The organism is Shewanella abyssi, assembly GCF_023284025.1.
Taxonomy (GTDB): Bacteria; Pseudomonadota; Gammaproteobacteria; order Enterobacterales; family Shewanellaceae; genus Shewanella; species Shewanella abyssi.
Genome location: NZ_JAKIKR010000015.1, coordinates 73,725 through 90,504 on the forward strand (window position 1 = coordinate 73,725; position 16,780 = coordinate 90,504).

The 16,780-nt window shown below is 44.2% G+C and carries 16 protein-coding genes, 1 tRNA gene and 1 pseudogene; 7 read left to right on the forward strand and 11 right to left on the reverse strand.

Annotation, left to right across the window (positions count from 1 at the left end; all coding sequences use genetic code 11):
- Positions 1 to 61: 61 nt before the first annotated feature.
- Positions 62 to 583 (forward strand): hypothetical protein, encoded by a 522-nt coding sequence (locus L2755_RS08915; RefSeq protein WP_248980338.1) that lies wholly within the window; start codon positions 62 to 64, stop codon positions 581 to 583.
- A gap of 73 nt (positions 584 to 656) precedes the next feature.
- Here L2755_RS08915 and L2755_RS08920 read toward each other — a convergent pair whose 3' ends face one another.
- Together L2755_RS08920 and lepB are read right to left on the reverse strand one after the other, a co-directional pair.
- Positions 657 to 1,169: a TlpA family protein disulfide reductase gene (locus L2755_RS08920; RefSeq protein ID WP_248980339.1), complete on the reverse strand. Its 513-nt coding sequence runs from the start codon at positions 1,167 to 1,169 to the stop codon at positions 657 to 659.
- 91 nt (positions 1,170 to 1,260) lie between these two features.
- Complete coding sequence (lepB, locus tag L2755_RS08925) at positions 1,261 to 1,929, reverse strand: signal peptidase I (RefSeq protein WP_248980340.1); 669 nt, start codon at positions 1,927 to 1,929, stop codon at positions 1,261 to 1,263.
- Positions 1,930 to 2,204: 275 nt separating this feature from the next.
- On the opposite strand from lepB, the gene L2755_RS08930 reads away from it, so the two are divergent.
- Positions 2,205 to 2,295: transfer RNA gene (locus tag L2755_RS08930), tRNA-Ser, on the forward strand.
- A 195-nt stretch (positions 2,296 to 2,490) separates the two neighbouring features.
- On the opposite strand, the gene L2755_RS08935 is transcribed toward L2755_RS08930, so the two are convergent.
- The 4 genes from L2755_RS08935 to L2755_RS22385 form a co-directional block, all read right to left on the reverse strand.
- The gene (locus L2755_RS08935) at positions 2,491 to 3,582 is read right to left on the reverse strand and encodes a response regulator (protein ID WP_248980341.1); all 1,092 of its coding nucleotides are present in this window, start codon (positions 3,580 to 3,582) and stop codon (positions 2,491 to 2,493) included.
- 90 nt (positions 3,583 to 3,672) lie between these two features.
- On the reverse strand, positions 3,673 to 8,922 hold the full coding sequence (locus tag L2755_RS08940) for a response regulator (protein ID WP_248980342.1): 5,250 nt from the start codon (positions 8,920 to 8,922) through the stop codon (positions 3,673 to 3,675).
- A gap of 290 nt (positions 8,923 to 9,212) precedes the next feature.
- Entirely contained in the window at positions 9,213 to 10,079 is an 867-nt protein-coding gene (locus L2755_RS08945) for an AraC family transcriptional regulator (protein ID WP_248980343.1), read from the reverse strand.
- 88 nt (positions 10,080 to 10,167) lie between these two features.
- The gene (locus L2755_RS22385) at positions 10,168 to 10,275 is read right to left on the reverse strand and encodes a hypothetical protein (protein WP_428847783.1); all 108 of its coding nucleotides are present in this window, start codon (positions 10,273 to 10,275) and stop codon (positions 10,168 to 10,170) included.
- Between the two features lie 321 nt (positions 10,276 to 10,596).
- Between L2755_RS22385 and L2755_RS08950 the strand changes: the two genes are divergently transcribed.
- Positions 10,597 to 11,232: a DsbA family protein gene (locus tag L2755_RS08950; RefSeq protein WP_248980344.1), complete on the forward strand. Its 636-nt coding sequence runs from the start codon at positions 10,597 to 10,599 to the stop codon at positions 11,230 to 11,232.
- Positions 11,233 to 11,241: 9 nt separating this feature from the next.
- Here L2755_RS08950 and L2755_RS08955 read toward each other — a convergent pair whose 3' ends face one another.
- The 5 genes from L2755_RS08955 to arfB all read right to left on the reverse strand — a co-directional run bounded on the left by L2755_RS08955 (position 11,242) and on the right by arfB (position 13,865).
- Entirely contained in the window at positions 11,242 to 11,595 is a 354-nt protein-coding gene (locus L2755_RS08955) for a hypothetical protein (RefSeq protein ID WP_248980345.1), read from the reverse strand.
- Positions 11,596 to 11,709: 114 nt separating this feature from the next.
- Complete coding sequence (locus L2755_RS08960; RefSeq protein WP_248980346.1) at positions 11,710 to 12,372, reverse strand: SDR family NAD(P)-dependent oxidoreductase; 663 nt, start codon at positions 12,370 to 12,372, stop codon at positions 11,710 to 11,712.
- A gap of 50 nt (positions 12,373 to 12,422) precedes the next feature.
- The gene (gene accB / locus L2755_RS08965; protein ID WP_248980347.1) at positions 12,423 to 12,881 is read right to left on the reverse strand and encodes an acetyl-CoA carboxylase biotin carboxyl carrier protein; all 459 of its coding nucleotides are present in this window, start codon (positions 12,879 to 12,881) and stop codon (positions 12,423 to 12,425) included.
- A gap of 15 nt (positions 12,882 to 12,896) precedes the next feature.
- The gene (gene aroQ / locus L2755_RS08970; RefSeq protein ID WP_248980348.1) at positions 12,897 to 13,349 is read right to left on the reverse strand and encodes a type II 3-dehydroquinate dehydratase; all 453 of its coding nucleotides are present in this window, start codon (positions 13,347 to 13,349) and stop codon (positions 12,897 to 12,899) included.
- Between the two features lie 93 nt (positions 13,350 to 13,442).
- Positions 13,443 to 13,865: an alternative ribosome rescue aminoacyl-tRNA hydrolase ArfB gene (arfB, locus tag L2755_RS08975; protein WP_248980349.1), complete on the reverse strand. Its 423-nt coding sequence runs from the start codon at positions 13,863 to 13,865 to the stop codon at positions 13,443 to 13,445.
- 192 nt (positions 13,866 to 14,057) lie between these two features.
- On the opposite strand from arfB, the gene L2755_RS08980 reads away from it, so the two are divergent.
- The 4 genes and pseudogenes from L2755_RS08980 to L2755_RS08995 all read left to right on the forward strand — a co-directional run.
- On the forward strand, positions 14,058 to 14,417 hold the full coding sequence (locus L2755_RS08980) for a SpoIIAA family protein (RefSeq protein WP_248980350.1): 360 nt from the start codon (positions 14,058 to 14,060) through the stop codon (positions 14,415 to 14,417).
- A gap of 75 nt (positions 14,418 to 14,492) precedes the next feature.
- Complete coding sequence (locus tag L2755_RS08985; protein WP_248980351.1) at positions 14,493 to 14,669, forward strand: DUF3012 domain-containing protein; 177 nt, start codon at positions 14,493 to 14,495, stop codon at positions 14,667 to 14,669.
- A 170-nt stretch (positions 14,670 to 14,839) separates the two neighbouring features.
- Positions 14,840 to 15,247: a hypothetical protein gene (locus L2755_RS08990; protein ID WP_248980353.1), complete on the forward strand. Its 408-nt coding sequence runs from the start codon at positions 14,840 to 14,842 to the stop codon at positions 15,245 to 15,247.
- 363 nt (positions 15,248 to 15,610) lie between these two features.
- A pseudogene (locus tag L2755_RS08995) lies at positions 15,611 to 16,675 on the forward strand (TolC family protein); the annotation flags it as partial.
- Between the last annotated feature and the right edge of the window lie 105 nt (positions 16,676 to 16,780).

Sequence of the window (16,780 nt, forward strand, 5' to 3'; positions counted from 1 at the left end):
GGGCGTAATATGGTTTAGCGCTTTATGTTTTGCTAATGTTGAATTAGTGCAGGAGTAGGCTATGAAACAACTTATTGCTAGCGGGATTACACTATCACTCATGCTGTTGTCGAGTTCGGCAGCACTAGGGAATACTGCTGCACAGCAGCATGTACCCATTGTTGCACCGCCGTTATGGGCCGTGAGTAATGTCAGTGTTGGTGTCGGTTGGGGCAGTGGCTGGAACTCAAATTTTAACGACCCATGGCGTTGGAATGTTGGTGTATCAAACGGTTGGTACTCGTACCCCTATCGTGGCCGCTATTACCGTCCCGGTTGGGGCTATTATGGCTCGCGTTGGGGCTACTCAGGTAATCGACATGTGTATCCATACCGATATCAGCGTCCAAGCTATCGCCAAGTCGAACCTAAAGTCATTGCCGCGCCAGAAAGAGTCACCACCAGTGTTCGCTATGCCACGGGGTTAACACATTTACCTGAGAACGCACGGGTGGTGCAAAAAGATGGCTACACAGTTTATGAATGGCAAGGGGTCGAGTACAAATTTGACTGGAACAGTAAAACTTATACAGCAGTAGATTAATTTGATGCTGCTTCATTGGTTAAAGTGAGACCGTGAATAAGTCCGCAGCCTCACTTTAATGTGCAACAGTAAATCACCAAACTACTTCGGTAATGGCATTCTCTGTTTCACCAATAAGGGTCTTGACCACATTATTGTCAGCATCTAGCAATATCAGCCTCGGTATACCTGTGTTGGCAAATTGGTTGTAGATACTTCTATCGGTATCAGCGACTAAAGTAAAATTGAGCTGATACTCTGCAGCAAACTTATCTAGCGCTTCTTTGCTTTCCTCCCGCCCAATGCCAATAATATCGACATTAGGGCTCAAATAAATGTCGGATGCCGTTAGGTGTTTGATGGTGCGCTGTGAGTCATGACACCAAGTGGCAAACAGTATGAGTAGCTTGTTGTTACGCGACTTGCTGAGATCAATGCTGTTTCCTTGGATATCAACAAACTGGGTAACCGGCACTTTATCGCCCGTTTTTACATAGGTTAAGTATGTTGTCTCTTTTTGCTCAGCAGTACTGTGTTCGGTATTGTTTGCACAGCCTGTGGTGGTCAATATAAACAAGCTGGTTAAAATAAGTGTTACGGCTCTCATAGGGCGTCCATTCGTCTGCAAGTGGTCTATACAATTGCTATAAAGTAGCAAAGCCTAGGGCAATTGTATAAGCCTTCTTAGGAGTAGCTGCTTATAACGAATGCAGGAAACGATCTTGTCTAGGTAGGTAGTAGTTATCGTAATTAGCCGAAAACACCACGGTTTTTGAACGGCCAACAATTTCGGCTCGTGGCACAAAGCCTATCATTCTCGAATCCGCGCTGTGATCGCGATTATCCCCAAGTACCAAATAATGGTCTGCTGGCACAGTTATAGGGCCAAAACTAGATTGATCCGTGATAACGCCTTGCCCGGAAATGCCTGCTAATTTTACTTGATGGCTCAAGCCCAAAAGATTTTCAACTCGGATCTCTGAAGCGTCATCCTGTTGCGAAGATGCATCGCTGTACTGCAAAGCTTTGCCATTAATCGATAACACATTGTCGCGCATTGAGATGGTGTCACTAGGAAGACCTATCACTCGTTTGACCAACTTTTTGCCACTGGCCTTTGAATCAAAAATCACGATATCGCCCCGTTGCGGATCCGCAAGCTTAACAATGGATATATGGGTAAACGGAATGCGCAGATCATAAGCCATCTTATTGACCAATAAACGATCACCTTCAACGATAGTAGGTTTCATCGAACCGGTGGGCACGCTATTCCAATCGGCAACGGCGCTTCTAAAAACCAGCATGAGTGACACAAATAAAATGAGTGAGCGATTCTGTTTCAGCAGGGTTAATAATCTTGTCATACAATAGTTCCTTTATTGATATTGGTGTTTCTACTTCAATTTGAGACATGTTGGCTGTGCAATAATTCATATATTAGCTAGAGATAAAGGTAAGCAAATATGATTAGCGAGTAAGTTGATGCGGATAATGGTGATTTTTATGCGCTGGTTTGCTGGATAATCCAGCAAGGAAACGGCTTTATTACAGAAAATGCATTAAATGGTCTATTTGTTGCCCAGTTGAACCAATATAGGCTTTACATTCTAACTCGATATCCCTATTATTCACGGCGTTCGGAGAGATGGCAGAGTGGTCGAATGCACCGGTCTTGAAAACCGGCACGGGTTTATAGCCCGTCTAGGGTTCAAATCCCTATCTCTCCGCCACATTAGAAAAGCCCGCTATTTTATAGCGGGCTTTTTGCTTTTTAAATGGCAGAGTCGAACCCTAAGGGTTCCTAATGTTTAAACTCAGCTATCTCTCCGCCACATTAAGACGAAGCCCTTAGCAGAAATGCTGGGGCTTTTTCGTATATGAACGGTAAGGCGATAGTGTTAAGGCTTCAGCTGATTTTATCAGTATTAGTTTTTGTCTTTATAGGTTTCAGCAATTTGGTAGAACTTATCGACAATCTTAACAAAGCTGTCCACCATCAGTGGATCGAAATGAGTGCCTCTGCCTGCAACTATGATATCAACGGCATTTTGATGGCTGAATGCATCTTTATAGATCCGCTTACTGATCAAGGCATCATAAACATCGGCTATGGCCATTAAACGAGCGGATACTGGTGTCTGTTCACCCACTAGGCCTTCGGGGTAACCACTACCATCCCATTTTTCATGGTGATAATAGGCGATCTCCTTGGCAAAAATAAGAAAGTTATCAGCAATATTTATCGACCCTTCAGCCGCTGCTATTGCATCACGACCATAAGTGGTGTGACGTTTCATCTCTTCAAACTCTACAGCAGTCAGTTTACCTGGCTTTAGCAAAATACGGTCTGCAACGCCAACCTTACCGATATCGTGTAACGGCGCGGATTTAAACAGTGCAGTGATAATATCAGGCTGTAAATATGCTTTATATTTATCAGTGGTGGCTAACTCTTCGGCGAGGATTTTTACATAACGTTGAGTCCGCCTAATATGGTTGCCCGTGTCAGCGTCCCTTGATTCGGCCAGCGCCCCCATCGCAACCATCGCGACATCTTGTAGCTCATTGAGCTGAATAGTGCGTTGCAACACTCGCTCTTCTAACACCTCATTCTGCTTTTCCAATAACTCTCTTGACGCTTTAAGCAGTAAGTGATTTTTTACCCGTACTTTCAAAATAGATGGGCTAATGGGTTTGGTTATATAGTCAACCGCGCCAAGCGCTAACCCTTTGGCTTCATCCTCCTCTTGGGACTTTGCGGTTAAGAAAATAATAGGAATATCACGGGTCGCTTCATCGGCTTTGAGGCGCTCACATACTTCATAGCCATCCATGCCTGGCATCATAACATCAAGTAATATCAGGTCTGGTTTGCGCTTATTGATGATCTTTAATGCCACTTCACCACTCAGTGCTGCTTGCACTAGGTAGTCATCAAATAAAACGCCTTTAACGACTTCGATGTTGGTCACAGTGTCATCCACTGTAAGAATGATGGATCTATTTTCTTCTGACATAGCTCTATCCCTTAGCGTTACAGAAAATACTATTTTGACTCCAATAGTGTCGATTTAATTAAGGCCACTTGAGCCTCGCCGTTCTCAAAGTTATGTCGGCTTGCCATTAGATACGGCCTGTATTTTTTGTTGTACGGTATCAATAAATAGCGGTAATAGCGTTTCGGCAGTATCAAAATCATAACTCTCTAGCGCATTGAGGATCTTACTCACACCAGCCTCGCTGGGGTCCAATTGGGCTAACTCAATGATGCTGTCGAATGTCTCCGCCACGGCAGTATCATAGTTTCCAAGTTGCTCTTTTAGGGTCTCAATAAGCCGCTCAAACTGGGCCGGATCAATTGGGGTTTCAGGCTTGCTCTGTTGCACATGGTCAAGCTCATCTGTAGCCAGAGCATGACTAATCGCTGCAATCATCTGTTGCAGTAGTTGCTCTGATTCAATTAGCAGAGACGCTACCTCTTCATTATGCTCACCAGCTTGAGCTGATTTTAACTGCTTGCCCAGCAACAACTCTAATGCTTCGGTGGGCGGCACCAAATAGTTGGCGCCTATGCTGCCAGCAATACCTTTTAGGGTATGAGAGACTAAAATGGCTGTCTGTAGATCATTTTGCTGCAGTGCTTCGCGCACCCGTACTATTGAGTCGGCCTCATCGTTAACAACACGAGTGAGCGTTTTTTTATAGATTTTCAGGTTGCCAGCCATCCTTGCTATCGCCGCCTCGGTATCAAACCCTTCAATATTAAAAGCTTTATTGACAGCACCATTTTTAGTGTTTAGGGCGATGGCTTCTTCATTAATGCTTACCCAGTGGGCGAGGGTTCGAAATACTTGTTGCGGATCGATAGGCTTTCTCAAGTGGTCATTCATTCCTGCTGCAATACACTTTTCTCTATCGCCGCTCATGGCATTTGCAGTCATGGCAATGATGGGTAAGTCGGTATTTTTGGCGTCTTTTCTAATGGCTCGTGTTGCCTCGTATCCATCCATAATAGGCATCTGCATATCCATCAACACGGCGTCAAATTTTTCACTCGCAACTCTTGCTACTGCTTCGGCACCATTCCAAGCGGAAGAGACTTTTAGCCCTGCTAGCGTAAGCAGTTCAATAGCGACCTCTTGATTTATCACGTTATCTTCCACTAATAAAATGTGTGCCCCTGAGATGTGCTCCGTAGTTGAAAAATCTAGCTTTCCGTCATGAACCTGGCTCTGGGGAACTCTTTCGTTATTCATCACTTTTAAGACGGTATCGAGTAACGTCGATATGCTTACCGGTTTAGTTAAGCTGCTATCTAGTTTGATATTTTTAGATTGCTGCAGCATGTCATCACGATCGTATGCCGTCATGATGACAAACTTAGGTGGGGCTTTGAGTTGCTTGCTATCGGCGATGGCTTGTCCTAACTCTAATCCATTCATGTTAGGCATTTTCCAGTCGCTGATCACTAACTTGTATGGATTACCTGCTAGCTCGGCCTGAATCAGTTTCTCTAAGGCTTCTTTGCCTGAAGCGGCTAGATCGGGTGAGAAATCTAAGCTCTCAGTCAGGGTAAACAGGATCTCTCGTGCAGCTAGGCTATCGTCGACGATAAGTATCGGCAGCCCTTTAAGGTTTTTTGTATGATAATTTACTTTTCCATTAGATGTCGTGGATACGCCGAACCGCGCCGTAAAGTAAAAAATGCTGCCTTTGCCGTAGTCACTTTCAACCCAAATATGGCCATTCATCATCTCTGTTAAGGTCTTACTGATGGTTAGACCAAGACCGGTACCGCCATATTTACGCGTGGTTGATGCGTCAGCTTGGCTAAATGACTTAAATAAGCGACCCAATTGTGCTTCCGTCATACCAATGCCGCTATCTTTTACAGAGAATTGGACTACAACTTCTTTAGCCACCGTTTCCAGCAACTCTGCCTTAATGATGATCTCACCACTCTCAGTAAACTTAATCGCATTATTGGCCAAGTTAATCAGTATTTGCCCTAAACGGAGCGGATCTCCCACTAAATTAACCGGCAGTTCAGGTGCAATATCGATCAACAGTTCAATCTCTTTTTGCTGACTCTTTTGTGCAATGATATGCACTAGACTATCGATGGAGTCGTTAAGGTTGAAATCGATGTGTTCGAGATCCAATTTTCCCGCTTCAATCTTGGAGAAATCCAAGATGTCGTTGATGATGCCCAGTAATAATTCTGCAGAAGTTTGAATTTTACTGACATAACCCGCTTGTTTGCGGTTGAGCTCGGTTTGCATCGCTAAGTAACTCATGCCAATGATGGCATTCATTGGTGTGCGGATCTCATGGCTCATATTGGCGAGGAAATCACTTTTAGCCTTGGTCGCTTCTTCCGCTTTTTGTTTTGCTGCATTTAGCTCACGTTCGGCTTCTTTGCGTAATGTTGCGTCGCGGACGATAGCGGTGTACATCACCTCTTGCTCTAATCGACTTTCATTCACAGCCACTTCAATGTCGATTTCATTGCCGTCTTTGCAATGGCCTTGCAGCTCTAGTAATAGATTTTCGGCATGGCTGTTTTCCATTGCCTTACAGTATTGTTCATGAAAGGGGATATCCATTAACGCTTTAATGCTTGTTTGCAGCAGTTCATGTTTTTCATAGCCAAAAATAGATTCTGCTGAGGGGCTAAACTCTTGGATCAAGCCATGATCATTAACAACAATAATACCATCTGAGGCGTTATCTATGATTGCTCTAGTGCGCTGCATACTGACTTGCAGCTCTTGGGTTCGCTCTTTGACTAACACTTCAAGTTCTGAGCGTGATCTCACTAGCGCACGGGTGGCCCGGGTTCCAATACGAAGGGTAAAGAGGGTGCTGCCGAGTAACAGAATTAGCGATAGGCTCAATAGTGACCAGATGGAATACTTAAATGTGTTGAGTAAAGCAAATGATTCGTCAATATCGACTTCTGCCACCAGGCCTACACCCAGTAAGTCATCCCATACCCAGCTGCCGGCGACCTCGACACCTCGATAATCGCGATAACCCGATAGGTTAGCGCCCGACCTTTTATCGGCAATTTGTCTTGCCATATAGGTTAATGGCCATGCAGGGTCTGCAGGTTGAGGATTGTCGAGTAAGTTCTGTCCGGGATCGGCAATGCGCAAATTAAGGGAAGATCTTTGCTTATCCTCAATTAAACCTATCTGTCTTAGATCATCCTCAAAGCGTACATTTGACAGTAGCAATCCTGCGCTATCAAGCGCATAAGTTTCACCACTACGGCCAATAAATCCCGCCGACAATATTGTTGAAAATGTCCCCTCAAATCTGACGCGTTTGGTTAAAATGGCAATGACCTGATTGTATTTGTTGATGATAGGTGCAGCAAAAAACATGGTGGTTGGCTTGTTCTGTTTGTTGCCATGCTCTAAGCCATCAAAATAGACATCCGAGCGGATCGGCGGCACAAAAACGCTATTGCCAGCTAATACTCTTTCTAATAGATCAGGTCGTTGCTGATGGATCAGATTGATAGCACCAATATTGGAATCTCTGCCTGAAGAGATGCTAATGTTGTCTGCTGAGATAACGAAAAAACCGTATGTCGGTTCTTTGCCTTGGCTCTCTTCAAAGAACTCTCTGACTTGGGATTGTAGCGGTGAATTCAGTAAGGAATCATGATCCCTAGGAACCTGTAATAGCTGCTCGACTAAATTGATAAACTTATGGTTTCCCCCCACCCTTTCTAGCACGGTTAACTCGGACTCAACCCATGTCAACATTCTTTCGTGAGTCGATGTTAGTAGCGTATTGAGGTTGTACTCTAAGGCGCTTGTACTCTGCTTTTCGGCGTAACGCGTCACCACATTTGCCGCAATAACCAAAAATACCGTTAGTATAATTAAACCAATAAATATCGAACCTTTAAGCTTATCCGAAGCGAACATTTTGGCTAAGCTTTTATCGTTTGCTCTCAATACTGTCGACGTTATGATCGTTGCTAAGATTAAAAGTACAGCAACAATAGCAATGATAAGCCACATAGAACTCATAAAGTCCGTTGATCCATCATCGATCATTTTATTTTTTATGGGTTTTAGCCAATCATCTCTGGTGAGGATTAAATCTCTTAACCTCAGTGAATCTAAGCCTTTTTGCAGAATACTGGCTAATAAAGGATGATCTATGTGTGAAAATAGATGCAGTGTTGATGGGGCAATAACGTCCTCATTGATTGGTCTCAGTTGATGCATGTTATGACGAGACATCCAATCATCGACGGCCGTCGATGCATCTATTAGCGCATCGACTTCTCCGTCCAAGACCATTTGCACGGCTTCATCAATGCCATTGGTTTCAATCACCTGAATATTGGGGTACAGAGATTTAATCTTCTTGATAGTGGTATAGCTTTTAGCAACTGCGACTTTGCTGTTACTTAGGTCTGCGCCGCTGTTAAACTCTGTCCTGTCTAGTCGTACAAAAAATAGATTCCGAACTAAGAAATAGGGGGTGGAGTAATGTCCAAACTCTTTGCGCTCTTCAGTCACATAGGCATGGGGAAGTAGATCAATCTCGCCCTTTTTGAACTGCGACAATAGGTTGGCCCAACTGTCTTTAACCAGTTCAACTTTCAGGCCCGTTTTATTGACAATTTGACTCACGATCTCTCCCGCTAAGCCGCCAATTGAATCGTCATCATTGACAAATAACATCGGCGGCCAGTGTTCGATACCAATACGAACGCTATTATTGTCAATCCATAACTTTTCTTCATCGCTCAATATGAGTGTGTTGCTCTGTACATGCTGGCCAGGTTCGATGGTTGCGCGTTCTTCAATTTTGCTCGCAAGCGCTAACAATAGCGCCATATAGCGGCTTTTATAGTACTGATATTCATCACTGTTGATGATGCTAATGCCTTCAGCGTTATCGCCATCAGCAACAAGCTCGATCACATGCTCTTCAAGCTTAATTAAAGATGCGTTTGATAACTGTAGTTCGGCGATTATCTCTTTGTCTTCTATAGACTGACTCGATATCAGAGTCTCAATTAAGGCGTTGAGTTTGGGTTCAAAATCCCTGTAGCGATCTAGCCATTTAGCATCAGCTGAAAACGCATAACTTTGCACCGAAGAGGTTAGGACCTCATCGAGATATTTAAGCTCAATTACGATATTCCTGACTTGAGATTGGGTTAATTGTGGCGCATCTAGAGTGGTTATTTTTGAGGGCGACGTATCTGCTATGACATCGGTATTTGCAGTGGCCGGAAAGATAACGATGAGCATGAATAGAAACAGCAAACGCTTGACTGCTTTCCCCATCGTCCCTTGAGATAAGGCAAGTAAAAAGTTTGACATAGGCAATACCCGATAAAGTACTTACTAACGAAAAAAGTCCCATTAAACAATGTTCAATCGACAAATGCTATTTAAAAAGCCTACAGACTAATAAACACAAACGCACAATATTATCAACAATTAGTTAACAGTCGCGAGCGGTCATTTTTGCGAAATTTAGCCTTTGAAAAGGCTGTCTCTTGATTAACTTTAGCAAACTATAGGGGGCGTTTGGCAGAACGGTATTGGTATTAACAAACTAAGCCCTCAATGATAGCTGTTCACTAAGGGCTGTTTGAAGAGGTTAGTGTCTATTTCAATGCAAAATAGATATCAGTAATCAACTCACTTTCAGGCACTTCTGGAAACAGGTTGATGTATTGAAAAAATAGCGGAAAATCATTTAAGGTTTCACCGCTGTTAGGAAGCCAGTCTCGATAGAACAGATAGATCTTCTCATCCATCTGCTGATGTGACCCTAGGTGACGGATCTTGGCAAAGCGACCACCAGGAATAACTTTAGTGATAACGCCATGGTCATTGGGTTGCACCTTTTGCGCTACTTCGCCACAAATATCAAAGTGAAACTGTTCAGCGGGGACGATATTCGGGTCATTATATGGCACACCAATAGATTGGCTGGTGGCGACAGGAGACTCTTGGCTTGCTTTACGCCAAGTGATGAATTGTTGGATTGAGTTATTCAGTGTGTAGGGGGCGCCATGGTGTTCTAGCACCGCAACCATAGTCACTGCTCGGGTGGTTAATTCTACGTTCACAGTATCATTCCTCGTTAGGTTTACTTTCTCATACTCACGACTCCACAGCTGCCAATTCGGTGTGAGGCGAAATTGAGAGGGAGTTTGTATAAATGCTTTTTTAAATGCACGAGAGAAAGATTCTGAGTTCTCAAAGCTAGCATCAAGTGCGATATCCGTTATCCGCTCATCAGGATGAAATACTAATCGATATGAGGCTCTTTTAAGACGCATCATCAAGACGTATCTGGCGACGTTTACCCCAGTAAAAATCTGAAACTGTCGATGAAAGTGGTATTTTGAAAAATGCGCAACTTGGCTCAACCGCTCCACATTTAAGTTGTCGTCTAAATGCAGTGCAATATAATCGCAAATAGCGACAATTTTGGCTGAATAGTGTTGGCTTGCCTGCTGGCTCATTTCAATTCCTTCTCAAGTGTGACGCTATTATTGCAGTGAGCCTCAAGGGTTACCTGACCGAAATTGCTGTTATCTGTAAAGGGAGAGCTTAAAATCCGCGCCGTTTCCAGAATGCACCAATTTTATCATCCTCCTCATTCGTGTGCACTTTAAAGGTTTTCTCGGCAATGACTTTGCCTTTTAGCTCAAGTGTCATACGCCATTTACCGACTTTATTGTGTTCCGGTGCCTAAATGGTATTACGTAGACTTCAGCATCAAATGGTGGACTAATATCGCCGTTATCATCGGGAATGCCGTGTAGGCAATAGTCTGCAACGTGAATATATATATGGCGTATAAAATGCTCTTTGAGTGGACATTTTTAGCGATAGCGGTAACCTGATGTGGGCTTGTATGCAGCAAAATAGCATTTTATACCGATAAGTAGCGATAAGCAGGGGGGTGTTTATGTTATTGATTGAAACTGCACCAGCCCCTCGTTTAATTCTCAATTCAATCAGGATGACGTCGAACTTATGAATCTAGCCACTCTATTTTACGTTTACGACCCTATGTGCAGCTGGTGTTGGGGCTATAAACCAACATGGTCATTCTTAGAAGAACAGCTGAAACAACAATTCCCAGAGCTCACTATCGAGTATCGTTTAGGCGGGCTCGCAGCAGATACCAATGAGCGGATGCCGCCAGAGATGCAGGATTATTTACAGCAAACATGGCAACGGATCTCGGTGGAACTGGGCAGCAAATTCAACTTCGATTTTTGGGCAGAATGTCAGCCTAGAAGAGCCACTTACCCAGCCTGTAGGGGCGTGTTATTAGCGCGAGATGCAGGGCTGGAAAAAGAGTTCTATGTTGCGGTGCAACATGCATATTATCTTGAGGCGAAGAACCCTTCTGATGATACAACGCTTATTGGGATCGCAAAGTCGTTGGGCATGGATGCAGAGGCCTTTTCGTTAGCTCTCAATAGTGACGCAACTCAAAGTCGACTACAGCAAGAGATAGCTCAGGCTCGACGATTACCCATTCAAGGCTTTCCCTCTTTGGTGATGGCGTTAAATGGTGACCTAATATCAATTGAAGTGGATTATAAAAACGCCCAAACCAGCTTTAATCAAATAGCACAGCTCATGAAGGAAGTCATAGTGTAGCGAACAGATCTACTCTATGCAGTTGACCTGGTGTTCATTGTTAACGGTTAAGGCGAGTACTTTCATATATTGATCGCGGGTAACGTAACCGCAGCGGCCATTAATCTGTTCACCGGAAGATAAGCGAATGCGATAGATGTATTCGCCATCCACTTGTTCGGTGCTGTGGTGAATGCGCATGCTTTTAGACGGGTCGATATTATCGAATACCAGGTTATTATTGGGAAGGCTGACCTCCACGCGGGTAAGCAGCTGCCCTGATTGGTTGTTGATCTCAACGCTAGGCATGATGAAAAAATAAGCGTGGTAGCCAATAAATAAACACAGGGCGGTAAATAGGCTGAATATAAGGCAGCTTCGCATCAATACTCCTAAGTGAACGTTGAGTAATACCATTGGTATAATGTAGATCAATTTCAGTAAGTATAGAAAACGATTCCATTATTTCACTTTATCGTTTTATCTAGCGTATTAGAACTATCCGCGGTTAATGGTGATATCTGATATATAACCATGTTCTGTTGCTGTCAGTGCTTGCTTTAACATCAAAGCGGCTTCTTCTGCGCTCATAAATTGACTGGTATTGAGGGTTTTACCACTGCTAGCCCAAAACGGTGTTGCCATACCACCGGGGTATACCGCAATCAGTTTCATTGGATGTTTTTTTAACTCGAGTCGCACTGACTCAACTAAGCCCCGTACAGCCCATTTCGCAGCACAGTAAGTGGACTCTTCAGCCTTGGCAATTTGCGCCGCTGTCGACATGACCATAACGACGGTGACAGGCTTATCTTTATAGCGTTTGACGGCCTCACGCAGTAGCATTATTGCTGAGGTTATATTATTAGTGATCAAGGAGTTTATCGCGGCTGCAGATTGATCTTCTAAACGACCAAAGTAGCCACTGCCGGCACTGTGGATAATGACAGAGGGTGTTTGCGGCAATGAATCAAATAGCCCAGTAACAGATTGTTCGTCACTGAGATCGCAGGCGTGAGCGTCAACATTGGCCCCTAACGTGGTTGCGATAGTGCTTAAGCGCTCAGCATTACGGCCGCTGATGCAAACTGTAGTTTCTTGGCTGTATAGCTCTGCCAAAGCGGCACCTAAACCTGAACTCGCGCCGGTTATCAGTATCATTGCTGTTTATGCCTCTTGGTTGTGTTCTTTCGGGAGAGCCTAAGCTCACTCTACTCAATGACTAATATCGGTTGCGCAAAGTCTATTTGCTCACCATCTTCGACTAATATGGCAGTGATGGTGCCACTCTTGTCTGCTGCAATACTATTCATCATGGTCATGGCTTCAATGGCGCAAACAATATCACCTTGTTTCACTTGCTGACCAACAAAGCATAAGGGTTTATCGGTGTGTTTTTCTGTTAGGTAGAGAGTACCGACCATAGGTGATAGTAGCTTATGGCTGTCTAAATCATCATATTGCTTGCTAGTGCGAGTATGGCTGTTTGGCTCCGCAATGGCTGCGGCGACACTGCTTGCAGGGGCTAAATATGTGTGTGCGCCAGCTGGCATAGGTACTGGACTGTGACGACAAATACGCACAGACTCTTCACCCTCTTTGATCTCTAACTCAGCTATATCTGACTCTTGAACTAACTCAATCAGTTTCTTTATTTTACGAATATCCATAACGGGCCAGTGACCTTATTTGTTTTTTGATGTGTGCAACTGAGCGATCGCTGATTGCAACGCAAATTGATAACTCTGAGCGCCTAAACCGCAGATAACCCCAATGGCTTTATCGGAGAAATAGGAGTGGTGGCGAAAAGGTTCACGGCTATGGACATTGGACAGATGCACTTCGATGAACGGAATAGCAACGCCTAACAGGGCATCGCGCAGTGCAACACTGGTATGGGTGAAAGCCGCTGGGTTGATAATCACAAAATCGGCATCGGTATTGTGTATCGCCTCAATTAACAGATGTTCGGCGTTAGACTGAATGTGATCGAGCGCCACGTCAGCATCGGCTGCCTGTTGCTTTAGGCCATTTACGATTTGTTCAAGGGTATGGTGTCCATAATGTCCTGGCTCTCGGCGTCCGAGTAAGTTCAGGTTAGGACCATTAACGAGTAATACTTTGACTTGGCTGCTCATGAAAAATCCCCTTGGATAAACCGTATTAAATGCGCGAGTCATTGATTTCAACAAATAATCATCCGCTTGTCGAACTCAGATAGGTATTGATGCTCAATATCCGCTTTTATTTTGTCTTAGGGCCTTGGTTGCCCCTTTCTGTTTTTTGCTGTCAATTCGGCGACGTTGGCTGCCTTTGGTCGGCTTGGTGGCGATGCGTTTTTTTTGCACGATCGTGACGCTTGCGACTAAGGTGACAAACTGCTCTAGTGCTGTTTGACGGTTAAAGTCCTGACTACGACTTTGTTGGCACTTGATAATGATCTTGCCGCTTTTGGTGATGCGATGGTCAGCCTTGGCAAGCAGGCGAGCTTGGTAAAACTCTGGCAAAGATGAGTTTTTAATATCAAAAATTAGCTGCGCTGCAGTCGATACTTTATTGAGGTGTTGACCACCAGCACCACTGGAGCGTATAAATTGCCATTCAATTTCACTATCTTGAATAGAAACCGCGTTGGATATTTTAATTAATGCCAAGGAATAATGCCTACTTTAAAAGGGTCATCTCAAGCCTAAGTTGACGCTGCTAAGCTTGATGAAGGTCAATGTTAACAGACTTTAAGTTAAAATAAGGGCTTAAGCCGCTTTTCCTTCAATTTTGATTTGCTATCATCAAGCCATTATTGATACGACTTTCTAAACTTAAGTGTAGCGTTACGGAGCCTAAATATGCTGTGTAAGATCCCCAATATCGCCAATGGCGTGATTAGCTTATTTGCCAGTGGTCGATTATCCACTGAAGATTACGGCCAAATATTGCAGCCGATGATCGAAAAATGCCAAGACAACAATGGCAAAGTGTGTCTATACGTTGAGGCCGATGTCTTGCTAGAGGGGTGGGAACATCAATCGTTAGCCGGCAGTGGCGAAGTACAGCTGCCAAATTTTGATGCTTTAGTACTGGTCGGTGGGCCTGATTGGTTCGGTAATGCAGTCAGGTTGCTAGGGCCTTTTATGCAAGGTGAGGTCGCTTGGTTCCCATTGGAGCAGAAGCAAGAAGCGATAGGTTGGGTTGTTGCACGTACCTAAAGCGTCAACTCTTGGTATACTAGCTAAAAAGTAAATATTGGTGAGTAATCACTCCCGTCTAAAAAGGATTTAAATATGTCTCTGCGAAAATTATCAACGGTATGTTTGGCTTTAGCGTTGGCGCTAGGAGTGACAGCCTGTTCACCTGAAGTGGGTAGTGAAGCTTGGTGCAAACAGATGAGTGATAAACCATCAGGTGATTGGTCTACCAATGAAGCGACCGATTACGCCAAGCATTGTGTGTTTAAATAAAGCATATAATGCCAGGTATTAAGTACGACGAAGTTCACTTAGGGCAATATAATAAGTTGTTCTATGTGAACTTTAAGATATTATGTCGGTCATATCTGCAAGACCGAACTATTTTTAATTCAATTTATAGGTGAAATTTGCGTTTATTTGCTCCTCAAAATATCCTAAAGATGGCAACAGTGCTTATCGCTATTGTTCTCCTGCAGTTTGCAGGCGGCAACCTCGGCGCGCACCAGTTACATTTAGGCGATCATGAGCAAGAGGGCGAATCTCACCCACATATCCAGTTTAATGCTGATGTCACCACATTAGCCCAATGTATTGGTGATTGTACCTGTCCGCTCGAGCTAGAAGCAGCGAATGAGTCAGGCTCAGTAGTGCATGAACATACTATTTCTAAGACAGAGTCGAAGAGTTTTGACTTATGTCTAGATTGCCCTTGTCATGGTGGTCATGTCACCGCAATGTCGATTCAGTCGATAGTCCCCGCTATTCCCGTCGGTGACATGCTTAAAAGCAATGACAAGCAATACTTACCACCAGTTCAACTGCAAGATTACCGCCCTCCAATCGTTTGATCCCTATCAGCATCGAAGTACTGACATCCTGAGTTAAGATGATTGAGCTTTGTTCTCATCTAAACCACTGTCGTATTTAATCTTTGCTGGATCTCTACCTTTTATTTAGTGTGAATAGAACCTAATTGTATGCTGTTGGCGAGTCACATCACCACTGGCAATGCAGCATAAAGGTGTATCCATACTGCTCTTATAAAGATTGATACTGATGAGCCAATAACGGTTTAGTTATGGGCTGTCGGTATGACATTCGACACCGATATTCTCTTAAATAAAGAGTCTTTGAATATTCGCCAACTTGGGGATTTCAAAGCCTGTCTATATTAGAGAGTCATTTTCAGCGTCGGATAGATAGGAATCGCGATGAAAAAAACCATAATCGCCAGTCTGTTGCTAGGGTGTTGGGCAAGTGCCGCAACCTCACAGGTCATAGCAGCAGAAGCAGACTTAATGGCAGCAATGCCAGCATCACAGTTAAGCACATCTAATAGCAAGGCTGGGCAGTTTAACGACTGGCTGCCACAAGTGATGTCGAGCTTTAACGCACTGCCAGAAATCCAAGCGCAAACCGCGCGACGTCAACAGGCAAAATTGAGTATTCAAGCCGCCGACAAAGCTGTTTATAACCCTCAATTGGCTATCAACTACCAAAATGCGACCGACGACACTTATACGCTCGATATCAGTCAAACTATCGATTGGGGAGACAAGCGTGGCGTAGCGACTCGTATGGCCCAGCTCGAGAGTGAAATATTGCTGTCTGATATTACGCTTGAGCGTAGTCAAATGTTGGCAGAACGCCTACAAGCGTTGGCCAATCAAGGCCAAGCTCAAAAGGCGCTTCAATTTCAACAACAACAGTTCAAACGCGCTAAAGCTCAGCTAGAAATAGCTCGCCAACGTACTGAAGTGGGTGACTTGTCTAGTATTGAGTTGCAACTGATGCAGCTTGAAGTCGCCAGTAATGCTGCCGATTATGCCTTAGCGGAGCAGGCATCAATTGCTGCAGATGGTGCCGTTTTAGGTTTGTTCGGTGACGTTAGCCTACCCTTTTTTGACTTCCTCAATACCTTAACCGTTCAAGCCAGCAAGTTTGATGTTTCTCCGGAGCTGCCAGCACTGAAAAGTGCTTATCAGCAAGTGCTAGTCGCCAAGGTGGCAGCGAAACAAGCCAAGGCTGAAAACGCGGCCGATCCGACGATTAGCTTGAGCGCTGAGCGAGAAGGTAATGAGAATAAAGTTGGCGTCGGAATTTCAATACCGTTGCAGTTCAGAAATAACTACAGCGAAGTGATTGCTGTCGCCAATGAAGGTATCACCATCGCTGAGCAAACTTACCTTGCGCAGGAGCGGGTGTTACTGCAACAGCAGAAACAGTTCTCATTGAGTCTGCCTCGGTTAACTGAGCGTTACCAAGATTGGAGTGAGTACTAACTCACTCCAATCTTGGTAACGCTCAGTTAACCGAGGCAGACTCAATGAGAACTGTTTCTGCTGTTGCAGTAACACCCGCTCCTGCGCAAGGTAAGTTTG

Coding starts and splice junctions, on each gene's coding strand:
- accB (WP_248980347.1), bottom strand. CDS start 12,881: ATGGATATTCGTAAAATAAAGAAACTGATTGAGTTAGTTCAAGAGTCA.
- L2755_RS08985 (WP_248980351.1), top strand. CDS start 14,493: ATGTCTCTGCGAAAATTATCAACGGTATGTTTGGCTTTAGCGTTGGCG.
- L2755_RS08920 (WP_248980339.1), bottom strand. CDS start 1,169: ATGAGAGCCGTAACACTTATTTTAACCAGCTTGTTTATATTGACCACC.
- L2755_RS08980 (WP_248980350.1), top strand. CDS start 14,058: ATGCTGTGTAAGATCCCCAATATCGCCAATGGCGTGATTAGCTTATTT.
- L2755_RS08955 (WP_248980345.1), bottom strand. CDS start 11,595: ATGCGAAGCTGCCTTATATTCAGCCTATTTACCGCCCTGTGTTTATTT.
- L2755_RS08940 (WP_248980342.1), bottom strand. CDS start 8,922: ATGTCAAACTTTTTACTTGCCTTATCTCAAGGGACGATGGGGAAAGCA.
- L2755_RS22385 (WP_428847783.1), bottom strand. CDS start 10,275: ATGACACTTGAGCTAAAAGGCAAAGTCATTGCCGAGAAAACCTTTAAA.
- lepB (WP_248980340.1), bottom strand. CDS start 1,929: ATGACAAGATTATTAACCCTGCTGAAACAGAATCGCTCACTCATTTTA.
- L2755_RS08945 (WP_248980343.1), bottom strand. CDS start 10,079: ATGAGCCAGCAGGCAAGCCAACACTATTCAGCCAAAATTGTCGCTATT.
- L2755_RS08990 (WP_248980353.1), top strand. CDS start 14,840: ATGGCAACAGTGCTTATCGCTATTGTTCTCCTGCAGTTTGCAGGCGGC.
- aroQ (WP_248980348.1), bottom strand. CDS start 13,349: ATGAGCAGCCAAGTCAAAGTATTACTCGTTAATGGTCCTAACCTGAAC.
- L2755_RS08915 (WP_248980338.1), top strand. CDS start 62: ATGAAACAACTTATTGCTAGCGGGATTACACTATCACTCATGCTGTTG.
- L2755_RS08935 (WP_248980341.1), bottom strand. CDS start 3,582: ATGTCAGAAGAAAATAGATCCATCATTCTTACAGTGGATGACACTGTG.
- L2755_RS08950 (WP_248980344.1), top strand. CDS start 10,597: ATGAATCTAGCCACTCTATTTTACGTTTACGACCCTATGTGCAGCTGG.
- L2755_RS08960 (WP_248980346.1), bottom strand. CDS start 12,372: ATGATACTGATAACCGGCGCGAGTTCAGGTTTAGGTGCCGCTTTGGCA.